The sequence below is a fragment of the Aeromonas sp. R1-2 genome, from assembly GCF_040908505.1.
GTDB classification, from domain to species: Bacteria; Pseudomonadota; Gammaproteobacteria; order Enterobacterales; family Aeromonadaceae; genus Aeromonas; species Aeromonas veronii.
Map to the genome: position 1 here is coordinate 1 of NZ_JBFODU010000015.1, position 22,766 is coordinate 22,766.

Consider the following 22,766-nt stretch of genomic DNA (forward strand, 5'->3'; position numbering starts at 1 on the left):
ATGACGGATGGGTATGACTGTTACCAGAATGCGTTGGCGGAGCGGGTGAACGGGATTTTGAAAGGAGAGTTATTGTTGCAAAGCCCGCAGGATTTAACGCAAGCGCGGGAAATGGTGCGTGAAGCGGTGGATATTTACAACGCGGAGCGGCCGCATCATGCGTTGAAATACAGAACCCCCGATGCGGTACATAGGGGGTTCTGAGTGGAGAAATGCTAGTTGAAAATGTGTAAACCTATTTCAGGACTAGACAGTGGCGTTTGCCCTGTGACGGCGGCTTAGCGCACTTCAATCACATCCAGCATGTCCATCTCGTCGATGTCCAGCAGCGGCGCCTTTGGCATCTCGGGCGGATCAAACGCCTTGTCGCCGCCATCGATGATGCCGGAGTCACGGTTGATACTCTTGAAGTCAAACAGCTTGTGATCGAGCAGGTGGCTCGGGATCACGTCCTGAATGGCGGTGAACATGGTCTCGATACGACCGGGGAAGCGGCGATCCCAATCCTGCATCATCTGCTTGATGGCCTGACGCTGCAGGTTCTCCTGCGAGCCGCACAGGTTGCACGGAATGATGGGGAAGGCTTTGACGTCGGCGTAGCGGATCAGATCCTTCTCTTTGCAGTAGGCCAGCGGGCGGATCACCACGTTCTTGCCATCGTCGCTCACTAGCTTGGGCGGCATGGACTTGAGCTTGCCACCGTAGAACATGTTGAGGAACAGGGTCTCGAGGATGTCGTCGCGGTGGTGGCCAAGGGCAATCTTGGTGCAACCCAGCTCCTGGGCGGTGCGGTAGAGAATACCGCGGCGCAGCCGTGAGCAGAGGGAGCAGGTGGTTTTGCCTTCCGGTACCTTCTCCTTGACGATGGAGTAGGTATCTTCCTCGACGATCTTGTACTCGATACCGAGGGAATCCAGATACTCGGGCAGCACATGCTCGGGGAAGCCGGGCTGCTTCTGATCCAGGTTGACGGCAACCAGATCGAAATGGATGGGGGCGCTGGCTTTGAGGCTCATCAGTATGTCGAGCATACCGAAGCTGTCCTTGCCGCCGGAGAGGCAGACCATGACCTTGTCGCCCTCTTCAATCATGTTGAAGTCGGCAATGGCCTGACCCACGTTGCGCCGCAGGCGCTTCTGCAGTTTGTTAAAACTGTATTTTTCTTTGGCGTTCAGCTCTTCTAGCATGCTCGTAAAACCCGGGACACAAATAAGCGCGTTATTATAGCCATGTCCCGGGGGAGGGCAAGGTGCCAGGCACCTTATGATTGATTGCGACGACTGTCGACCGGGCAGCTGTAGTCCGCCGGTTTGAGGATCAGGATGTCGCAGGAGAGGCGGTCAATCACATGTTCGGCGGTATTGCCGAGCAGAGCAGCAGAAAGCCCGGTACGGCCGACGCAGCCCATGATCATCAGGGTCGCCTTGAGCTCTTCGGCCATATCCGGCAACACCTCTTCCGGTAGCCCCTCTGCTACCCGGGTCCAGAGATGACCGATCCCGAACTTGTCGGCATGCCTCAGCAGCAGGCTTTCGTGGTGTTTGCGGATCGCTTCATTGTAGGCGTTGGGATCAAACTCCGGCAGCTCGATGGCCACGTTGACCGGGGTGCCAGGGTAGGTGTTGACCAGATAGAGGTTGGAGCCCAGTAGTTCGGCGATGTCGCTTCCCTCCTGGGTGATCCGTTCGTTGAGCAGTTTCTGATCCGGATCGTCGCTTGAGCAGTTGATGGCGGCGATGATGTTGCCGCCCCGTTGCCAGTGACCCTCCTTGACCAGCAGCACCGGACAGGGGCATTTGCGCAGCAGGTGCCAGTCGGTGGGGGTAAAGATGAAAGTTTGCAGGAAGCTGTGGTGGTGAGTGGCTTTGACCACCAGATCGTGGCGCTGCTCCAGCACTTCCTGAATGACACACTCGAAGGGGCGATTGTGCCAGACCACCTTCACTTCGCATTCGATCCCCTGTGCCCGATAGGGGGTCAGGATCTCGTCCAGCCACTCACGTCGCTGTGAAATGACGCCGTCGCGCATCTCTTGCCGCTCGTCCACCGAGAGCATGGCGGTCATTTCATACGAGAAGTCATAGATGGTGAGCAGCAGGGTCAGATGGGCGTTTTCGTCCAGCTCGGCGACTTTGACTGCCCGTTCGAGGGCGATTTGACGCTCCTCTTCTGGATTGATAACCACCAGAATATTCTGATATTTGACCATCTTCTCCTCCTTGGAAAAGTCCAATGACAGCAGAATCTTAGCCATTACAGCTTAGCGCAGGAGGAGGGTATGGGGAACGTACCGGATCACATTCCAGAGGAAAGGATCCGGCAGGGAAAGCAGGAGAAAAGCTGGAGGGTAAGCGGAAAAATCAGCCGCAGGGCGGGCGAGTGGCTCCGGCCATCATGCCAAGGGCGACCTGATCCAGCACGGTAATGTATTTGCCTTTAACGCTGATGAGACCGGACTTCTGGAAACGGCCGAGCAGACGACTGATGGTCTCAACGGTCAGCCCCAGATAGTTGCCAATGTCACCACGGGTCATGGAGAGACGGAACTCCTTGGCGGAGAAACCGCGCTCGGAGAAGCGTACCGACAGATTGTGCAGGAAGGCGGCGAGGCGCTCTTCGGCATTCTTCTTGGAGAGCAGCAGGATCATCTCCTGATCGCCCATAATTTCGCTGCTCATCAGACGCATGATCTGCTGGCGCAGTTTGGGCATCTTGCCGGAGAGATCATCCAACACTTCAAACGGGATCTCGCACACCATGGCCGTTTCCAGCGCCTGTGCGAAGGAGGGGTGGGCCTGCTTGTTGATGGCATCAAAACCGACCAGATCGCCAGCGAGGTGGAACGCGGTGATCTGCTCATCCCCTTGCTCGGTGATGGTGTAAGACTTGATGGTCCCGGAACGGATGGCATAGAGCGATTTGAACTCATCGCCAGCCTTGAACAGCTCTTCACCCTTCTGGATCGGCTTCTTGCGCTCGATGATGCTGTCCAGCTGATCAAGCTCGTTGTCGTTCAGAGTGAAGGGAATACAGAGCTGACTGATGCTGCAATCCTGGCAATGAATTGCACAGCCACCGCTCTGGATACGTCTGCCAGGTTTCTTTTCCGGGATCATAGGCTCATACGAATAATTGATTTATATCAAACAAGTTTACCATCAACTCATCCGTTTTGGATAGGGTTTCAAAAGGAAGCAATGCCAATCCAGAAGGTATGCACCCCGAACAAAATGAGCAGCAGGGCACCGCCAAGGCGCAAACTGCGCAGGGTGAGCCAGTATCTCAGGCGATCGGCAAGCCCTCCCAACGCAAACAGGGTGGGCAGGGTGCCGAGACCAAAAAAGAGCATGATGAGCGCCCCGCCGCTGGCCGAACCGGCCGCTGCGCTCCAGGTCAGCATGGAGTAGACCAGCCCGCAGGGGAGCCAACCCCACACCATGCCAAAGGGCAATGCCTGCAGCGGTGAGGTGAAGGGGATAAATTTACCCGCCAGCGGTTTGATACGGGGCCAAAGTCTTGCGCCGAGCCGCTCCAGCAGCAAGATCCCTTGCCACCAGCCCGCCAGATAAAGGCCGAGCGCAATCATTAATAACGCAGCTACGAGACGCAATCCGGCGATGGCGTGTTTGCCAGCGCCCAACTCGCTGGTGGTGGCGAGCAGGCCGCCCACCAGGGCACCAGCAATGACATAGCTCAGGATCCGGCCGAGGTTGTAGTTGAGCAGATAGGCGAGTCGCCCCCAAAAATGCTGCTTGTTGGCGGGGATCGCCATGGAGAGCGCGGCAGAGACACCCCCACACATGCCGATACAGTGGGCTGAGCCTGCCAGTCCGACCAGCAGGGCGCCGGCCAGATCAAGGTTGTGGGTCATGGTCAGCAGGCTTTACGGGTTTGTGGGCAGGTTGCTCTTCGTCAAACAGGATGTTGGAACCCTGCCGGTCGAGATCTTCAAACTGCTCGGAGCGAATGGCCCAGAAGAAGACGACCCCGGCGATGATCACAAACAGGATGGCGATGGGGATCAGGACAAAAATTATATTCATGAGAGGTACCTTGGCGTTCATCCTTGGCAAGCGTCCCCTATGGTAACCCTGTTCGGGCAGGGGGCCAGCCGCTATCAGTTAGAAATGTGGCCTGCATCGGAGGCAGGCCACATTTTCAGCTATTTTCCGCCACCAGCCTCATCGGTTGAGGCGCATGGAGTTGGTTACCACGATGAGTGAACTGAGCGACATGCCCGCCGCCGCCAGATAGGGGGGGAGCCAGCCGCAGGCTGCCAGCGGCAGCACCAGCAGGTTGTAACCGATGGACCAGGCGAAGTTCTCGATGATGATCTTGCGGGTACGCATTGCCAGCACTCTGGCCTCGAGCAGTCGGCTCAGGTCATCGGCCAGCAGGATGGCATCGGCGCTGTTTTTCGCCAGATCGGTGCCACCAGCCATGGCAAACGAGGCGTGAGCGCCAGCCAGTACCGGGGCGTCGTTGATACCATCGCCCACCATGATGCTGATATCACCTTCGGCTTCACGAGCCTTGAGATAGGCCAGCTTGCCATCGGGCGAGACCCCCTTGACCAGCTCATCCACGCCCAGCTCGCGGGCAATCTCGTCTGCCTGCAAAGAGCTGTCGCCAGTCAGCACGGTAGTTTGCAGACCTGCTGCCTTGAATGCCGCGATCAGCGCCCTGGCATCGGGGCGCAGGGTATCTTCCAGATTGAAGCGGGCCAATACCTGCTGCTCGTCGGCCAGATAGATAGCCAGACCGCGACCATGCTCTTGCGCCGGATCCAGCCCAAGCCAGCGGGCACTGCCGATGCGGTAGCGTACGCCATTCACCAGCGCTGTTATGCCGTGACCGATGACCGGGGTGATCTCGCGGGCGGATGGCAGCACACTGATACTGTCGGCGGGCAGCCGGAAGGCGCGGGCAATCGGGTGTTCGGATTGCGCCTCCATGGCCCGAGCGATGGCGAGGCAGTGCGTCTCGTCCATCTCTGCCAAGGTGGTGGTGCCTGTCAGACTGATCTCCCCTGTGGTCAGGGTGCCGGTCTTGTCCATCACGATCCGGTTGGCCTTGGTCAGCACGTCCAGCACATGACCACGGCGCAGCAGAATGCCGTTGCGGGTTAGATTGGCTGTGGCCGAGGTCAGTGCCGTCGGGGTCGCGAGTGACAGGGCACAGGGGCAGGTGGCCACCAGCACGGCGAGGGTGACCCAGAACGCCTGATCCGGTTGATGGAAGTGCCAGAAGGTCCAGACCGCGGCGGCAATGATCAGCAGCACCAGAATAAAGTGGCGTGACAGCTGATCCGCCATCTGGGCGATGGCCGGTTTGTCATCAAGGGCGTGATCCTGCAGCCGCATGATCTGGGCGATCCGCGACTCTTCGATACGGTGGCTGACCCGGATCTGCAGCGGCGCATCCGTGTTGATGGTGCCGGCATAGACCTGCTCACCGCGCTGTTTAAGCAGGGGCAGCTGTTCGCCGGTCAGCATGGATTCGTTGAGGCTGGCTTGCCCTTCGACAATGATGCCGTCAGCTGGCAAGGTTGCTCCGGCCAGCACCCGTACCCGATCGCCGACCTGCAAGGTCTTGGCCGCTACCTCATGCTCCCCTTCATCATCGATGCGGGTCGCCATGATGGGCACCAGTCTGGCCAGGTTGGAGCTCGATTCCGACGCCTTGCGCCGGGCCCGCAACTCGAGAAAGCGCCCCAGCAGCAGGAAGAAGACGAACATGGTGATGGAGTCGTAATAGACCTCACCGGTATTGAACACGGTGGCCCACATGGAGGCGATAAAAGCCCCGATCAGCGCCAGCGACACCGACACATCCATCGACAAGTGACCCTGTTTCAGGCTGCGCCAGGCACCCACATAAAAGGGCTGGGCCGAGTAGATCATGATGGGGGTGGAGAGCAACAGGCTTATCCACTTGAAGTAGACCATGAACTCATCTTCAACGCTGATGAAGAGATCCATGTAGAGGGCCACGGCGCACATCATCACCTGCATCGAGCCCAGCCCCGCCAGTGCCAGCCGGAACATATAGCTGCGCACCTCTTTGGCGTAGAGCGCCTCCTGTTGATGGGTCTGGAACGGATAGGCGCGATAGCCGATCTGGGCAAATCCCTTGAGGATGTCACTCAGGGAGAGCTGGTCCGGATCCCACTTGATGCGGGCCCGGTGGGTGGTGGTGTTGACGTTGATGTAGCGCAGGCCGCCAAGGGTCATCAGGTGGCGTTCGATAAGCCAGGCACAGGCGGCGCAGGTGAGCCCTTCAACTGTCAGCTGGATTTCGCGAAGGGTACCGCTGTCGGTGACAAACTCCTGTTGCACTTCTGCCAGATCGTAGTGGGTGAGGGCGGCCAGCTCCTCGGGCACCAGATCCCCCTTGGTGCCGGGAGCGGTGCGGTGATCGTAGTAACTGGCGAGGCCGCACTCCATGATGGTTTCTGCCACCGCCTGACAGCCGGGGCAGCACATGGGGCGAACAATCCCCTTTATCTCGAGGGAATAGCCACTATTGGCGGGTACCGGCTCGCCACAGTGAAAGCAGGGGGTCATGATTGATGCCCCCCTGAATGCAGAATGCAAGCAGCAGGTGCGCTGGCGAGAACCGGCTCGCCACAGTGAGAACAGCCGGTCATGGCTTAGCGTCCTTTCGGGTCGAGTTCGACAGGGGCCAAGGTGGGCAGCTGGACGGTCTCTTGCAATCGCCACTCATGATCGAAGGCATCGACCCGAATGTGCCACTTGCCGACCAGCGGCTTGTCGAAATGGAGGCGATAGGTGCCGCTCGCATCGGCGGTGATCATGTGTTCGCTGTCCTGACCGGCCAAGGTCGGGTGGAACAACGAGAGATAGAGAGCTTGCCCGGCAGGAATATCGCCGCTGATGGGTTTGAGAGTCAGCTCGTTGCCGTCAACCTCCAGTCCAAAGCGGATATTGAGCGCTTCGGAGCGGTCAAACTTGCTCAAGTCCTGATTGATCTCTTTCCCTTGTTTGTAATAGTCCTCGGCCACCAGATTGACCCCATCCTTGCTGGCGATGATGGCGGTGGCGATGCTGCCGACCACGGCGGCAGTGGGGAGGGCGATGATAAACCAGGGCCAGAATTGGCGATACCACGGTTTGGATAGAGGTTGGGTCATGATTGCTACTGCCATGAAACGAATGATTAACGTGGAAGATGGTTTTTACGCAACACAAGATAACAAAAAGCCTCGAGGAGTCGAGGCTTTTTGCTGTGTAATCACGTGTTTATCACATGTTACAACGTTACGGGCGAACCTTATTTGGCAGACTGTTGATGAGACAGGCTGTAAACGTAGGAGGCCAGCAGGTGAACCTTGTCCTCACCCAGAATGTCTTTCCAGGCTGGCATCACGCCGTGACGACCGTGGGTGATGGTTTGTACCACCACTTCGCGGGAGCCACCGTAGAGCCAGGTGTTGTTGGTCAGATCTGGCGCACCGACGGCAACACCGCCCTTGGCATCGGCCCCGTGGCAGGCTGCGCAGATGGCAAAGCGTGCTTCACCTTTCTTCGCTTCCACCAGGTCGACCTTGCGACCGGAGAGGCTCAGCACATAGGAGGCCACTTCCTGAACACCATCTTTGCCGAGGATTTCACCCCAGGCAGCCATGATCCCCTGACGACCGCCCATGATGGTGGTCTTGATTTGATCAGGCTGGCCGCCCCATTGCCATTCGCTATCGGTCAGGTTCGGGAAGCCTCGGCCACCGCGGGCATCGGAGCCGTGGCACTGGGAGCAGTTCTGCAGGAACAGACGCTGACCCACTTTCAGGGCTTCCGGATCCTTGGCGATCTCGGTGATGGCACGATAGGTTTTGCCATCCGCTTCGTAGGTGAGTTCACGGAACTTGGCGCCGTAGATCTCGTCAGCCTTGGCGACCTCGCGGTCGTATTCCACCGCGCGACCTTCGGCCTTGGCCGATTCGGTTGCAGCCTTGGACTCAGCCAGCGAACGCACGTCCTGGTTGGAACTTTGCCAGCCCAGCAGGCCTTTGAAGTTGCCAAGCCCCGGGAAGGCGATCAGATAGACCAGACCGGTGACGATGAAGAAGAGGAACATGTAAGTCCACCACTTCGGCAGCGGGTTGTTGATCTCCTCGATGCCATCGAAGGAGTGACCCATCGATTTGCCTTCTTCAACACCCATCTTGTCCTTGCGGCACCACATCAGCAGCAAGAAGCAGCCGAGGATGGTTCCCAGACTGATGACAGTCACAAAAATGCTAAACAGAGTGCTCATTATTGTTTCGCTCCTGCGTTCTTTTTATCAGCACCGGGTTGCTCATCATCGGCAAAAACCAGATTGGCAGCCTCGTCGAAAGAGGTCTTGCGGCGTTTGCTGTAGGCCCAGACGATGATGCCAATCATTATGGCCATCAACAGCAGGGTATACAGACCGCGAAATGTGCCGTAGTCCATCTTCGCCTCCTTATTTCAGGGCATGACCCAGTGATTGCAGATAGGCCACCAGCGCATCCAGCTCGGTTTTGCCCTTGACGGCTTCGCCAGCACCCTGAATATCTGCGTCGGTATAGGGCACACCGAAGTGATCGCGGAACAGCGCTAGCTTCTTGGCCGTCATCTCGCCAGTCAGCACATTGGTATCAAGCCAGGGGTAGGCGGGCATGTTGGATTCCGGTACCACATCGCGCGGGTTGATCAGGTGAACCTTGTGCCACTCGTCGGAGTAGCGGCCACCGACACGGGCCAAGTCCGGACCAGTACGCTTGGAGCCCCACAGGAAGGGGTGCTCCCAGACGCTCTCACCGGCGACCGAGTAGTGACCGTAACGCTCGGTTTCGGCACGGAACGGACGGATCATCTGGCTGTGGCAGTTGGTGCAGCCTTCGCGAATGAAGATGTCGCGCCCTTCCATCTGCAGAGCGGTGTAGGGCTTGAGGCCCTCCACCGGCTCGGTGGTTTGCTTTTGGAAGAACAGCGGGGTGATTTCAACCAGGCCCCCCAAACTGATGGCGAAGATGATACCGACCACCAGCATGGGAACGCTTTTTTCAAATATTTCGTGACGGTTATTGTTGCTCATGGGTTGACCTCTTCAATCATGCTGGCTGGGCGACAGGTTCCAGAGAACCTTTGGGCGCAGTGATGGTGCGATAGGCGTTGTAAGCCATCAGCAACATGCCGGTGACGAAGAAGCAGCCACCCAGGAAGCGCACGAAATAGAAGGGATAGGATGCCTGCAACGCTTCAACGAAGCTGTAGGTCAGGGTGCCATCTTCGTTGACTGCACGCCACATCAGGCCCTGCATCACGCCTGAAATCCACATGGCAACGATGTAGAGCACGGTGCCCACGGTCGCCAGCCAGAAGTGAACGTTGATCAGCTTGACGCTGTACATCCGGCCCTGGCCGAACAGGTTCGGGATCAGGTGATAGACAGCACCGATGGAGACCATGGCAACCCAGCCCAGCGCACCGGAGTGCACGTGACCGACGGTCCAGTCGGTGTAGTGGGAGAGGGCGTTGACAGTTTTGATCGCCATCATCGGGCCTTCGAAGGTCGACATGCCGTAGAAAGAGAGGGAGACGATCAGGAAGCGCAGGATGGGGTCATAACGCAGTTTGTGCCAAGCACCGGAGAGGGTCATGATGCCGTTGATCATACCGCCCCAGGAGGGTACGAACAGGATCAGGGACATAACCATGCCGAGGGACTGTGCCCAGTCAGGCAGTGCAGTGTAGTGCAGGTGGTGCGGACCGGCCCAGATATAGAGGGAGATCAGCGCCCAGAAGTGCACTATGGAGAGGCGATAGGAGTAAACCGGACGACCGGCCTGCTTGGGCACGAAGTAGTACATCATCCCCAGAAAACCGGCGGTCAGCAGGAAGCCTACCGCGTTGTGGCCATACCACCACTGCACCATGGCGTCCATGGCGCCGGAGTACATGGAGTAGGACTTCATGCCGGAGAGCGGCACTTCCATGTTGTTGACAATGTGCAGCACCGCAACGGTGATGATGAAGGCGCCGAAGAACCAGTTCGCCACATAGATGTGGGAGGTGGTGCGCTTCATCAGGGTGCCGAAGAAGACGATGGCATAGGCGACCCATACCACAGTGATGGCGATATCAATCGGCCACTCCAGCTCGGCATACTCTTTGGCGGAGGTGAAACCCAGCGGCAGAGAGATGGCGGCAGAGAGGATAATTGCTTGCCAACCCCAGAAGACGAAGGTTGCCAGCGGGCCACCAAACAGTCTGGTTTGACAGGTGCGCTGCACCACGTAAAACGAGGTGGCCATCAATGCACTGACGCCGAAGGCGAAGATCACTGCGTTGGTATGGAGGGGCCGCAGACGACTGTAAGTCAGCCACGGGGTCTCGAAGTTGAGGGCAGGCCAGATCAACTGGGCTGCGATCAGTACGCCAACCGACATGCCGACAATTCCCCAGACAATCGTCATGACGGTAAACTGGCGAACAACGGTGTAGTTGTACTCAGGATGGTTAGTTGTATGGCTCATCGTTATATTCCGCTTCCGATGCTGCTGTTGTTTGGTTTTGTATCCGGAGGACCGGACTGGCTTCATCAGCCACCGCCGACCAGTTGTTAACATCTGTTAACGAAAGGAAAAGCAAAAGATGGCTAAATGAAAACTGCATGGGAATGATACTGAAGTGACAGGTAAAATAACAGTATAAACAGTGATATATTTGGCTCCGTCCGGTCTCGATATGGCAGTTTTTTACCTTGTTCGAGATCACAAAAAACTATTTTAATTGCATCTTAATCGGGCAGTTTTTGATGAAAGAGAGACTTACCGCACGTAAAGTTTTGCACCTCGTACTGGTATTGGTGCTGTTATTGACGCTGATGGCCTATCGCACCTGGTTTTCGGCCGATAACAGCGTCTCTGCTGACCAGAAAAAAGATCAGATTTGTGATCTTTCCCACACACCTTGCAGCGCGCTGATTGGTGACAAGCCGCTGACGGTCGCCATCAAGGAATTACCGCTGCGCGCCGAACATGACTTTGCCATCGCTATTACCGGCGGCGATCCGGCCATCAAACCGGTGAAAGCGACACTCGAAGGCAAAGATATGTTTATGGGTACCATTCCGGTGAGCTTTGAAGAAATAGACGGACAGTGGCAGGGGGTGACCCAGGTGGGGAGCTGTACATCACCCGTCATGATCTGGTTGTTAAATATCGAGTGGAGTAATGGTCAACGCCAGCAATTGGCGCTTTCCGTTGCCCGGGAATAACGGCGCAAGAGGTGGGGAGTGGAAAAAATATTTGAAATTTCCCGGCCAGGCGTTACCTTCCCCAAACCATCAGGGAGTGAAGTTCATTTAATCATGATTGAAAAACAACCGTTTTATCGCACCCTCAACCAGCAAGCCAAGGCGCTGCTGGAGGGGGAAACCGATCTGATTGCCAATCTGGCCAACCTCTCCGCGCTGCTTAATCAGGAGCTGGCGGAGATCAACTGGGTCGGTTTTTATCTATTACAGGGCGAGACCCTGGTATTGGGGCCATTTCAGGGCAAACCGGCCTGCGTGCGGATCCCGGTCGGCCGCGGGGTGTGTGGTACGGCAGTGGCAGAGGGGAGAACCCAGCTCATTGACGATGTCCACCAGTTCGACGGTCACATCGCTTGCGATGGCGCGAGCAACTCGGAAATCGTGATCCCGGTGCGCCGTGGTGGCGAGATCATCGGGGTGCTCGATATCGACAGTCCGATTTTTAACCGTTTCGACCAGCAAGACCGGATTGGCCTCGAAGAAACGGTGCAAATTTTGGAAAGCATGCTCTAAGTCATTGCTAGATGGTTCGCAAAAGGCCCCAAGCTCTCTATAATGGGGCCTTTGTTGTGCTCGGGACGTGCCCGTGCGTTTATATGAAAGCCAAGGTTATACATGGAAAACACTGAGAAGCTGAAGAACAGTAAAGAGATCGTTGCCTACCTGGTCGAGAAATTCCCGGCCTGCTTCGTTGCTGAAGGAGAGGCCAAGCCGCTCAAGATTGGCATCTTCCAGGATTTGGCCGAGCGTCTTGCTGACGATGCCAGAGTCTCCAAGACCATGCTGCGTTCCGCACTGCGTCAATACACCTCCAGCTGGCGCTACCTGCACGGTCTCAAAGCTGGCCAGGCTCGCGTTGATCTGGATGGCAACCCGGGCGAGCTGCTGACCGAAGAGCACATCGAGCACGCCAAGCAAGCTCTGAAAGAGAGCAAAGAGCGCGTATTCGCCAGCCGTCGTACCAATACCAAAGAGAAGGATGAGAAGGCCAAGAAGCCCCGTCGTCCTGCTGTGCGCAAAACTGAGAAGGCTGATGTAGCTGCCAAGCCAAAAGCTGCCGCCAAGGCACCGGTCGCTGACGCTCCGCTGGTTAAAGTGGATGCCGCTACGCTGAAAGTGGGCCAGGATGTGCGCGTCGTTATGGGTAAATTCCCGGTTCCGGCAACCATCAAGGAAGTAACCAAGGACGATGTACAGGTCCAACTGCAGACCGGCATGATGGTGCGGGTCAAATCAGAGCACTTGGTTCTCTAAGGAGACAAATGTTGAAGCATGGCGTAATTCGTTTTTCCCTCGTTGCCTGTAGCCTGGCGCTTGCCGGGTTTGCACAGGCCATCGAGCCGGTGCTCAAGGAGAGTGATTTGCCTGTGTTGGCTCAAGAGAGCCAACATGCTACGGCCAGCAAGCGAATTACCAATCTGTTTACCCGCTCGCACTACAAACAGTTCAAGCTGGACGATGCCTTTTCCTCCGTGATTTTCGATAAATATCTGGAGAATCTGGACTACAGCCGCAACCTGTTTTTGGCCTCTGATATCAGCCGTTTTGAAAAGTACCGTAACGGTTTTGACACCGACCTCGAAAGAGGCCGTCTGGCTCCCGCCTACGAGATGTTCAACCTGAGTCAGCAGCGGCGTTATGAGCGGTTCGAATACGCCCTCAAACTGCTTGATACTCCTTTCGATTTTACCCAGACCGACAACTATGTGTTTGATCGGGAAGGGGCGGCTTGGCCCAAAGATGAAGCAGAGCTCAACGAGCTGTGGCGTCAGCGGGTCAAGTTCGATGCCCTGAGTCTCAAGCTCAGCGGCAAGGAGTGGCCCGAGATCAAGGAGCTGCTTGGCAAGCGTTACAACAACGCCATCAAGCGGATGTCCCAGACCGAGAGCGAGGATGTCTTCCAGCTCTTCATGAACTCCTTCGCTCGTGCCATCGAACCGCACACCAGTTACCTCTCACCGCGCAGTGCCGATCGTTTCAACACCGAGATGAACCTCTCACTGGAGGGGATTGGTGCCGTGTTGCAGGCGGAAGATGACTTTACCGTCATCCGTTCTCTGGTGCCCGGTGGCCCGGCTGCCAAATCTAACCACCTCAAACCCGATGACAAGATCACCGGGGTAGGGCAGGAAGATGGCAATATTGTCGATGTGATCGGCTGGCGTCTTGATGACGTGGTCGAGCTCATCAAGGGGCCTAAGGGGAGCAAGGTCAAGCTGGAGATCCAGCGCGGCAAGGGCGCAACCGCCAAGACTGAGCAGATCGAGCTGACCCGCGACAAGGTGCGCCTTGAAGACCGGGCAGCCAAGTCCAAGGTGATTAACGCCGAAGGCAAGAAGATTGGTGTCATCGAGATCCCCAGTTTCTACGTCAATCTGCATGACGACGTGATCAAGGAGCTCTCCAGCCTGAACAAGAAGAAGATCGATGGCTTGATCATTGATCTGCGCGGTAACGGCGGCGGCGCCCTGACCGAAGCTTCCGCCCTCAGCGGTCTCTTCTTTGCCAGCGGTCCCGTGGTGCAAATTCGTGATCACATGGGCCGTATCACGGTCAATGGCGATGACGATGGCAACGTCTACTACGGCGGCCCCATGTCGGTGATGATCGACCGCTACAGTGCCTCTGCCTCCGAGATCTTCGCTGCCGCCATGCAGGATTATGGCCGCGCGTTGATTCTGGGTGAAAACTCGTTCGGCAAGGGGACGGTGCAGCAGCATCGCAGCCTCGCCAAGGTCTATGACTTCTACGAGCAGCCGCTCGGTCACGTGCAGTACACCATCGCCAAGTTCTACCGGATCGACGGTGGCAGCACCCAGAACAAGGGCGTTGCGCCGGATATCAGCTTCCCGACACCGGTTGCTCCGGAAGAGACGGGCGAAAGCCGTGAGTTCAATGCGTTGCCGTGGGACAAGATTGCCTCCGCCAACTACGAGAAACTCGGCAACTTCGCCAGCGTATTGCCCAAGTTGCAGGCGGCGCACGATGCCCGGATCGCCAAGGATCCCGAGTTTGCCTATGTGATGCAGGACATCGCCGACTACAAGGAGGAGAAAGACAAGAAGTCGGTCTCCCTCAACGAGGCGGAGCGTGTTGCAGAGCAGGCGAAACAGGATGAGAAAGCGCTCAAACGTACCAACGAGCGTCTGGCACGTCTTGGCAAGCCGGCGGTGAAGAGTCTGGATGAACTGCCCGCTGATTTTGAAGCGCCCGATGAGTATCTCATCGAAGCGGCCAATATCACGGCAGATCTGGCCAAGGTCAGCAAACGCAGCTGACAAGGCGACCTCCAATGCACAAGGGCGACTGCGGTCGCCCTTTCTTTTTGTCTGGCGTATCTGACGTAATGCAAATTGTTTGACCCCGCCAGTTGGTTGTGACAGCCTCTTTCTCGCCTTTAACAAGCGTGGAAGCAGACAATAATGACCGATCACTCCCAGGCCATGACGGCCAAATATCGCCAGGATTATCAGGCGCCGCTCTACTGGATCGACACCATCGACCTCGATTTCCAACTGCAGGAGCCGCTGACCCAGGTCACCGCCATCACTCGCATTCGCCGCAACGGCGAGCACAATGCGCCGCTCGTCCTCGATGGTGAGCAGCTGACCCTCAAAAGCGTTGCCATTGATGGCATTCCCTGTGACCACTACGAGCAAGGCGAGAGCAGTCTGACCCTGTTCAACCTGCCGGCCGAATGTGTGCTGACCATTGTCACTTTGCTGGATCCGGCCGCCAACACCGCGCTGGAAGGGCTTTACAAGTCTGGCGATGCCTACTGCACCCAGTGTGAAGCGGAGGGCTTTCGCCGCATCACCTATTATCTGGACCGCCCCGACATTCTGGCGCGTTACAGCACCCGCATTACCGCCGACAAAGCCCAGTTTCCCTTCCTGCTCTCCAACGGCAACAAGGTCGACAGCGGTGATCTGGATGGCGGCCGTCACTTCGTGCAGTGGCAGGATCCTTTCCCCAAACCGAGCTACCTGTTTGCGCTGGTGGCCGGTGATTTCGATGTGGAGCGCAGCCACTACACCACCAAGAGCGGCCGCAAAGTGGCCCTCGAGATCTTCGTCGACAAGGGCAACCTCGATCGCGCCGGTTTTGCCATGGAGAGCCTCATCAACTCCATGCGTTGGGACGAACAGCGTTTCGGTCTCGAGTATGATCTCGACATCTACATGATCGTCGCGGTGGACTTCTTCAATATGGGCGCCATGGAGAACAAGGGGCTTAACATCTTCAACTCCAAGTTCGTGCTGGCCAATCCGGCCACCGCCACTGACAGCGACTACCATGGTATCGAACGGGTGATCGGCCACGAATATTTCCACAACTGGACCGGCAACCGCGTCACCTGTCGTGACTGGTTCCAGCTCAGCCTGAAAGAGGGGCTGACGGTATTCCGGGATCAGGAGTTCTCCTCCGATCTGGGCTCCCGTGGCGTCAACCGCATCAACAACGTGCGTACCATGCGCGGCCCGCAGTTTGCGGAAGATGCCGGCCCCATGGCGCACCCGATCCGTCCGGATGTGGTGATCGAGATGAACAACTTCTACACCCTGACCGTCTATGAGAAGGGGTCGGAAGTGATCCGCATGATGCACACCCTGCTGGGGGAAGATGCCTTCCAGGCCGGTATGCGTCTCTACTTCGAGCGTCACGACGGCTCGGCCGCAACCTGTGATGATTTCGTGCAGGCGATGGAGGATGCTTCCGGTGTGGATCTCGGTCGTTTCCGTCGCTGGTATAGCCAGTCCGGCACCCCCGAGCTGACCGTGACCGACGAGTACGATGCCGCCAGCGGTATCTATCGCCTCCATGTGAGCCAGCATACCCCGCCGACCCAGGATCAACCGCAGAAGCTGCCGCTGCATATCCCTCTCGACATCGAGCTTTATGACGAACAAGGTGCCGTCATTGCGCTGCAGTATCAGGGCAAGGCCATCGGCAACGTGCTCGACGTGCTGGAAGCGGAGCAGACTTTCGAATTCGATCGGGTGCCGGTCAAACCGGTTCCCTCCCTGCTGCGGGACTTCTCCGCGCCGGTCAAGCTGCACTATGACTACAGCGACGAAGCGCTCGCCTTTCTGATGCGCTTTGCCCGCAACGAGTTTGCCCGCTGGGATGCGGCCCAGATGCTGATCAACAAGGCGGTCATCGACGGGGTAGCGCGGGTACAGCACGGGCAGGGGGTTGAGCTCTCCCAAACCTTGCTGGCCGCCTTCGTCGCCATTCTGGACGATAGTGATCTCGATTTGGCCCTCAAGGCGGAGATCCTGGCGCTGCCCGGTGAGGCGACCCTGGCCGAGCTGTTCGAGGTGGCTGATATCGATGCCATCCATCAGGTGCGCGACGCGATCCACACCCGTCTTGCCGAGGCCTTTGGCGCGCGTTTGGCGGAGATCTATCAAAGCCTGCGTCTGAACGGTTATCAGGTGGTGCATGCCGATATGGCCAAACGGGCCCTCAAAGGGGTCGTGCTCGGCTATCTGGCGGCGCTGGATGCGGAGCATGCCGATGCGCTGGTGCGCGAGCAGTATGCAACTGCTGACAACATGACCGATACCCTGGCGGCGCTGCAGGTGGCCAACGGCTATCTGTTGCCATGCCGCGCTGCGCTGCTGGCCGATTTTGAAGGCAAGTGGGCCAAGGATGGACTGGTGCTGGACAACTGGCTGCGGCTGATTGGCAGCAAACCGGCTGCCGATGTGCTGAGTGAAGTGAAACAGGCGATGAGTCACCCCACTTTCAGCATTCGCAATCCGAACCGGCTGCGGGCGCTGATCGGCAGCTTCGCCATGAGCAATCAGGTGCAGTTCCATGCGGTGGATGGCAGCGGTTACCGCTTCCTGACCGATCTGCTGATCGAGCTCAACGAGGTGAATCCGCAGGTGGCCTCCCGTCTCATCACGCCGCTTATCCAGTTCAAGCGACTGGATGAGGCGCGCAAGGCCCTGATCCGCGCCGAGCTGACCCGTCTTGCCAACCTTGAGGGGTTGGCACGGGATCTGTTCGAGAAGGTAAGCAAGGCGCTGCAGCAGTAACTGTCGACGGGGCAGGGGCGTTAACGCTCCTGCCCCACATTGATGTGCCGTGTGATCAGGAGCAAGCGTGAAGCAGTTTACTTTTCGGCTCTCATTGAATAGCGATGAGGTGATGCTGATGTATCAGGGCCATGCCAGACGGCTGGTGGTGCGCAGCGAACAGGGATTGACCCTGGAACTTGGCATAGAAAAAATACGCCCCTTTGTCGCCATCAATGGTGTGCATGGCTATTTTCGGCTGAAAACCCAGGACGATTACCGCTTTATCAGCCTCGAACGCATAAATTAACAAAAATCGAACAGATTACCGACTGTTTATCTGCTTTGCGTCACTATCTATCCGGTAAACTGGCACAAAGGTAGTGGGAATTTCTGTATTTTTGGTTATTTGCAAAATTTCTCACAGTTTAAGCCGTGATCTGCACCTTGTTTTTAACATCTCGTTAGCACCTTTCCTCGCCTTCCCTTATCCAAGCCATTACACTTCGCAACAACTCTGCACCAGCGGGTAACCAGGGTGGTTGCCTCTGCGTCGGTGGTTAATGTCGTCCGATAAGGAATATAAAAATGGCATTGAAAGACGCCCCTACCTCAGTTCTGCTCGAAAACGTTCTCAGCCTGATCCATCAGAAGTTGCCCAAAAACAGTGCCTCTCTGGTCGAGCGCTTCGTTGCCAAGTTCTACGGCAACATGGCGAGCTCCGATCTGCACGATCGCAATGACAGCGATCTCTACGGCGCGGCCCTGAGCCTGTGGAATGCCCTCAATCAGCGCAGCGGTACCGATCCCTACATCCGGGTCTACAATCCCGAGCTGACCCGTCACGGCTGGCAATCGCCCCATACCATCGTCGAGGTGATCCTGCAGGACTCGCCCTTCCTGGTGGACTCCATCCGGATGGCGCTTAAGCGGCTCAATATCACCGCCCACATGATGCTGCACCAACCGCTGCACCTCATTCGCGGTGCGGATGGCAAGATTGACGCTATTCTGGAGCTCGACAACACCGACGGGCAGACCTCGGTTGAAACGGCATTCCTTATCGAGATCGATCACCTCACCAGCGAGGAGCAGATGGCCGCGCTGGCTGCCGAGCTCAACTCGGTGGCCGGTGAAGTGGCGCTTGCAGTCGGCGACTGGCAGCCCATGCTGGCCAAGCTCAATGAGATCATCGACGAACTGCCCAAGCGCAAGCACCCGGTCAGCAAGGAGGAGGTGGCCTCCTGCGTTGCCTTCCTCAAATGGGTAGCTGCCCACAACTTTACCCTGATGGGGTATCGTCGTTACGACGTCAAGGCGGTGGAGGGGGATCACGAGATCCTGCCGCAGGCGAGCTCCAGCCTGGGGCTGATGAAGAACTCCATCAAGGAGGTGGGTCAGCGCCTTGGCAACATGCCTGCCAGCGCCCGTCATGCCGCTCTGAGTTCTGACCTGCTGATCCTCACCAAATCCAACAGCAAGTCCCGGGTGCACCGTCCGGCCTATGTGGATTACATCGGCATCAAGCGCTTCGACGAGCATGGCAAGGTGATCGGGGAAGATCGCTTCATCGGTCTCTATGCCTCTTCCATCTACAACACCAGCGCAACCCAGATCCCGCTCATCAGCCATCGTCTCGAACGCATCATGGCGGCCTCCGGTCATGAGAAGGGCTCCCACGCCTACAAGGCGCTGCTGAACGTGCTGGAAACCTATCCCCGTGACGAGCTGATCCAGGCCCGCGAAGAGGAGCTGCTGGCCACCGGTCTTGGGGTGCTGGAGATGCAGGAGCGTGACATGCTGCGGCTGTTCGTGCGCCGTGATGTCTATGGTCGCTTCTTCTCCTGCATGGTCTATGTCACCAAGGAGCGCTACAACACGGCGCTGCGGATCAAAACCCAGCAAATATTGCAGAAGTATTTTGGCAGCAACGAAGAGGTGGAGTTCAACGTCTACTTCACCGAAGGCGTGCTGGCGCGGACCCACTACATAGTGCGGGTCAACAACAACAACGTGGATGTGGATGTGAACGAAGTACAGAACAACCTGATTGAAGCGGCCCGCAGCTGGGACGACAGACTCGACTCCGTGCTGCTTTCCCACTATGGCGAGGCCCGTGGCAACGAGCTGCGCCGCCGTTTCAGCACTGCATTCCCCCGCGCTTACAAAGAAGATGTGCTGCCTGGCTCGGCCGTGGCCGACATCATGGCGCTTGATAACCTGAGCGAAGCCGAGCCGCTGGGGATGCTGTTTTACCGCGCGCAGGAGGAGGAGAACGACCGTCGGGTACGGCTCAAGTTGTTCCATCGCACCGAGCCCATTCACCTCTCAGACGTGCTGCCGATGCTGGAGAACATGGGGCTGCGGGTGATCGGCGAGACCCCGTATCAGGTACGCACTCCGGCTGGCGATCTGTTCTGGATCCTCGACTTCTCCATGCTGCTGCACGGCGAGCAGCCCTTTGATCTGGCCCAGAGCCAGCAGCGCTTCCAGCAGGCGTTTGCCGCCATCTGGAACAAGCAGCTGGAAGATGATGGCTTCAACCGGCTGGTATTGGGGGCGGGTCTCACCGGCCGTCAGGTCTCGGTGCTGCGCGCCTATGCCAAATACATGCGCCAGACCGGCGTCTCCTTCAGCCAGTCCTATATCGAAGAGACCCTGACCCGCTACCCCGACATCGCCCAGTTGCTGTTTACCCTGTTTGAGCAACGCCTCGACCCAGCCGGCAAGCAGGACGCCCAGGTACAAGCCAAGCTGCACGAGGAGCTTGCCGCCAAACTGGATCAGGTGGCTAACCTGGATGACGATCGTATCATTCGCCGCTATGTGGAGATGATCGACGCTACTCTGCGCACCAACTACTACCAGCTGGACAAGGCGGGCAACATCAAGCCCTACATCTCCTTCAAACTGGCCCCCTCCAGCATTACCGACATGCCGCTACCGTTGCCGAAATTCGAGATCTTCGTCTATTCGCCACGGGTGGAAGGGGTGCATTTGCGCTGGGGCAAAGTGGCTCGTGGTGGTCTGCGCTGGTCCGATCGCAAAGAGGACTTCCGCACCGAAGTGCTGGGTCTGGTGAAAGCCCAGCAGGTGAAGAACACCGTCATTGTGCCGGTGGGGGCCAAGGGCGGTTTCTACTGCAAACAGATGCCGGTGGGGGCGCCCCGTGCCGTCATCCAGGAGGAGGGCAAGGCCTGTTATCGCCTGTTTATTCGTGGCCTGCTCGATGTGACCGACAACATCATCGGCGGCGAGGTGATCCCGCCCAAATCCGTAGTGCGCCACGATGAGGATGACTACTACCTCGTGGTCGCTGCCGACAAGGGCACAGCCACCTTCTCGGATATTGCCAACGAAATAAGCCTCGAGTACGGCCATTGGCTCGGCGATGCGTTCGCCTCCGGCGGCTCGGTCGGTTACGACCACAAGAAGATGGGCATCACCGCCCGTGGTGCCTGGGAGTCGGTCAAGCGGCATTTTCGTGAAATTGGCGTCAACTGCCAGACCACAGATTTTACCTGCGTCGGGATTGGCGACATGGCTGGCGACGTGTTCGGCAACGGCATGCTGCTCTCCGAGCACACCCGGCTGGTGGGCGCGTTCAACCACATGCACATCTTCGTTGACCCGACCCCGGATGCGGCCAAGAGCTTTGTCGAACGCCAGCGCCTGTTCGATCTGCCGGGTTCCAGCTGGGATGACTACAACCGCGAGCTGATATCACAAGGGGGCGGCATCTTCTTGCGCTCGGCCAAGTCCATCAAGCTGAGCCCCGAGATGCAGACCCTGCTCGGCACCGACAAGGCCAGCATGGCGCCGAACGAGCTCATCAAGGCACTGCTTTGCCTCAATGTCGACCTGCTGTGGAACGGCGGCATCGGCACCTATGTGAAGAGCGCTCGCGAGAGCGATGGGGAAGTGGGCGATCGCAGCAACGACGCACTGCGAGTCAATGGTCGCGATTTGCGGGCCCGCATCGTGGGCGAGGGAGGCAACCTCGGCTTTACCCAGCTCGGTCGGGTGGAGTACGCCAGTCAGGGCGGTCGCATCAATACCGATTTTACCGACAACGTCGGCGGGGTGGATTGCTCCGATAACGAGGTGAACATCAAGATCCTGCTGAACCAGTTGGTGGCGGCAGGGGATCTGACCCTCAAGCAACGCAACCAGATGCTCTACGAGATGACCGACGACGTGGCGCAGATCGTGATCACCAACGCCTATCGCCAGTCCCAGTCCATCTCGGTCACCAGCTTCCGCGGCTCTGAACAACTGAAAGAGCAACAGCGCTTTATTCAGGGGCTGGAGCGGGAAGGCAAGCTCGACCGTGCGCTGGAGTTCCTGCCATCCGATGAGGAGCTTTCCGAGCGGATGGCGGCAGGGCAGGGGCTGACCCGCCCCGAACTGGCGGTGCTGGTGGCCTACGGCAAGATGGTGCTGAAAGAGCAGCTCAACTGCCCGGAAGTGACCGACGAGCCCTTCCTCGCCAATATGCTGGTCACCAGCTTCCCGGCCAAGGTGCAGCAGCAGTTTGGTGCCCAGCTGGCCGATCACCCGCTACGCGGCGAGATCATCGCTACCCGGGTGGCCAACATGCTGGTTAACGACATGGGGCTCAACTTCGCCAGCCGGATGAAGGACGAAACCGGTGCCTCGGTCGCCGAAGTGGCCTGCTGCTTTGCCATGGCCCGCGAAGTGTTTGGCATGAACCAGCTGTGGCGCGATATCGAAGGGTGCGACAACCTGGTGGATGCCCAGACTCAGCTCGAGCTGATGTTCTACAGCCGCCGCATTGTGCGCCGAGCCACCCGCTGGTTCCTGCGTGCCCGCAATCGTAGCTGGAGCATCAGCGAGAACATCGCCTTCTTCCGTCCGGCGTTCGAGACCTTAGGGAAGCACCTTTACGAGGTGATGGATGAGAGTGAAGTGGCCGAGCATCGTCAGGCTGTTGCCAAATGGATGGAGAAACAGGTGCCGGAGGCCATTGCCCGTCAGGTCGCCCATATGAGCAGCCTCTTCTCCAGCCTGGATCTGGCGCAGATTGCCGCCGAGCACAAGACCGATATCCTGCGCGCCGCCAATGTCTACTATCGCCTCGGAGCCAAACTGGATCTGCACTGGTTCCTCGACCAGATCAACCATCAGCCGGTCGGCAACCACTGGCAGGCGATGGCGCGAGCTTCCTTCCGCGAAGATCTTGACTGGCAGCAACGCAGTCTCACTTCTGTGGTACTGGAAGGGTGCAAAGATCAGGGAGAATGCGCTACCATACTGGCCGACTGGATTTCGGAGCATGAGCAACTCTTGTCCCGTTGGACCCACATGTTGGCCGACTTCAAGACCACCAGTACTCACGAGTTCGCCAAGTTCTCGGTGGCCTTGCGAGAGTTGAACCTGCTCCAGTTGAATTGTCGGGCACTTTAATTGCCAGAT

19 protein-coding genes are annotated in these 22,766 nt (G+C 57.8%); 8 read left to right on the forward strand and 11 right to left on the reverse strand.

The window, feature by feature from the left end; genetic code table 11:
- The coding region (locus tag AB5Y76_RS06250; protein ID WP_069566697.1) for an integrase core domain-containing protein at positions 1-204 on the forward strand (204 nt) is incomplete at its 5' end.
- Positions 205-278: 74 nt separating this feature from the next.
- Here AB5Y76_RS06250 and ttcA read toward each other — a convergent pair.
- From ttcA to ccoN, 11 genes are all read right to left on the reverse strand, one after another.
- Positions 279-1,187 (reverse strand): tRNA 2-thiocytidine(32) synthetase TtcA, encoded by a 909-nt coding sequence (ttcA, locus tag AB5Y76_RS06255; RefSeq protein WP_005336634.1) that lies wholly within the window; start codon positions 1,185-1,187, stop codon positions 279-281.
- Positions 1,188-1,261: 74 nt separating this feature from the next.
- Complete coding sequence (gene uspE / locus AB5Y76_RS06260; RefSeq protein WP_263718570.1) at positions 1,262-2,209, reverse strand: universal stress protein UspE; 948 nt, start codon at positions 2,207-2,209, stop codon at positions 1,262-1,264.
- 151 nt (positions 2,210-2,360) lie between these two features.
- Positions 2,361-3,116, reverse strand: a complete 756-nt coding sequence (locus AB5Y76_RS06265) for an FNR family transcription factor (RefSeq protein ID WP_005351934.1) — start codon at positions 3,114-3,116, stop codon at positions 2,361-2,363.
- A 68-nt stretch (positions 3,117-3,184) separates the two neighbouring features.
- The gene (locus AB5Y76_RS06270; protein ID WP_005336631.1) at positions 3,185-3,871 is read right to left on the reverse strand and encodes a sulfite exporter TauE/SafE family protein; all 687 of its coding nucleotides are present in this window, start codon (positions 3,869-3,871) and stop codon (positions 3,185-3,187) included.
- Positions 3,855-4,043: a cbb3-type cytochrome oxidase assembly protein CcoS gene (gene ccoS / locus AB5Y76_RS06275; RefSeq protein ID WP_005336630.1), complete on the reverse strand. Its 189-nt coding sequence runs from the start codon at positions 4,041-4,043 to the stop codon at positions 3,855-3,857. The genes AB5Y76_RS06270 and ccoS overlap by 17 nt, the downstream gene beginning before the upstream one ends.
- A gap of 138 nt (positions 4,044-4,181) precedes the next feature.
- On the reverse strand, positions 4,182-6,566 hold the full coding sequence (locus AB5Y76_RS06280) for a heavy metal translocating P-type ATPase (RefSeq protein ID WP_263718569.1): 2,385 nt from the start codon (positions 6,564-6,566) through the stop codon (positions 4,182-4,184).
- 86 nt (positions 6,567-6,652) lie between these two features.
- Complete coding sequence (locus tag AB5Y76_RS06285) at positions 6,653-7,153, reverse strand: FixH family protein (RefSeq protein WP_043820362.1); 501 nt, start codon at positions 7,151-7,153, stop codon at positions 6,653-6,655.
- Between the two features lie 140 nt (positions 7,154-7,293).
- On the reverse strand, positions 7,294-8,277 hold the full coding sequence (gene ccoP, locus AB5Y76_RS06290) for a cytochrome-c oxidase, cbb3-type subunit III (RefSeq protein ID WP_019446377.1): 984 nt from the start codon (positions 8,275-8,277) through the stop codon (positions 7,294-7,296).
- Positions 8,277-8,456 carry a CcoQ/FixQ family Cbb3-type cytochrome c oxidase assembly chaperone gene (locus tag AB5Y76_RS06295; RefSeq protein WP_005336620.1) on the reverse strand — a complete coding sequence of 60 codons (180 nt, stop codon included), beginning with the start codon at positions 8,454-8,456 and terminating at the stop codon, positions 8,277-8,279. Before AB5Y76_RS06295 ends, ccoP begins: the two co-directional genes overlap by 1 nt.
- Before the next feature lie 10 nt (positions 8,457-8,466).
- Positions 8,467-9,081, reverse strand: a complete 615-nt coding sequence (ccoO, locus tag AB5Y76_RS06300; protein ID WP_005336618.1) for a cytochrome-c oxidase, cbb3-type subunit II — start codon at positions 9,079-9,081, stop codon at positions 8,467-8,469.
- Positions 9,082-9,097: 16 nt separating this feature from the next.
- Complete coding sequence (gene ccoN, locus AB5Y76_RS06305) at positions 9,098-10,522, reverse strand: cytochrome-c oxidase, cbb3-type subunit I (protein ID WP_005360548.1); 1,425 nt, start codon at positions 10,520-10,522, stop codon at positions 9,098-9,100.
- 281 nt (positions 10,523-10,803) lie between these two features.
- Here ccoN and AB5Y76_RS06310 point away from each other — a divergent pair, with 281 nt between their 5' ends.
- The 7 genes from AB5Y76_RS06310 to AB5Y76_RS06340 all read left to right on the forward strand — a co-directional run bounded on the left by AB5Y76_RS06310 (position 10,804) and on the right by AB5Y76_RS06340 (position 22,757).
- Positions 10,804-11,265: a hypothetical protein gene (locus tag AB5Y76_RS06310; protein ID WP_263718568.1), complete on the forward strand. Its 462-nt coding sequence runs from the start codon at positions 10,804-10,806 to the stop codon at positions 11,263-11,265.
- A gap of 93 nt (positions 11,266-11,358) precedes the next feature.
- Positions 11,359-11,817 carry a GAF domain-containing protein gene (locus AB5Y76_RS06315; protein ID WP_005360536.1) on the forward strand — a complete coding sequence of 153 codons (459 nt, stop codon included), beginning with the start codon at positions 11,359-11,361 and terminating at the stop codon, positions 11,815-11,817.
- Positions 11,818-11,919: 102 nt separating this feature from the next.
- A complete protein-coding gene (proQ, locus tag AB5Y76_RS06320) occupies positions 11,920-12,558 on the forward strand; it encodes an RNA chaperone ProQ (protein ID WP_005351923.1) in 639 nt (212 codons plus the stop codon).
- Positions 12,559-12,566: 8 nt separating this feature from the next.
- On the forward strand, positions 12,567-14,582 hold the full coding sequence (prc, locus tag AB5Y76_RS06325; RefSeq protein WP_263718567.1) for a carboxy terminal-processing peptidase: 2,016 nt from the start codon (positions 12,567-12,569) through the stop codon (positions 14,580-14,582).
- Positions 14,583-14,726: 144 nt separating this feature from the next.
- Entirely contained in the window at positions 14,727-17,351 is a 2,625-nt protein-coding gene (gene pepN / locus AB5Y76_RS06330) for an aminopeptidase N (RefSeq protein ID WP_368177695.1), read from the forward strand.
- 67 nt (positions 17,352-17,418) lie between these two features.
- The gene (locus AB5Y76_RS06335) at positions 17,419-17,640 is read left to right on the forward strand and encodes a DUF2835 family protein (protein ID WP_005351919.1); all 222 of its coding nucleotides are present in this window, start codon (positions 17,419-17,421) and stop codon (positions 17,638-17,640) included.
- Between the two features lie 278 nt (positions 17,641-17,918).
- Positions 17,919-22,757 carry an NAD-glutamate dehydrogenase gene (locus tag AB5Y76_RS06340; RefSeq protein ID WP_368177696.1) on the forward strand — a complete coding sequence of 1,613 codons (4,839 nt, stop codon included), beginning with the start codon at positions 17,919-17,921 and terminating at the stop codon, positions 22,755-22,757.
- Positions 22,758-22,766: the final 9 nt, after the last annotated feature.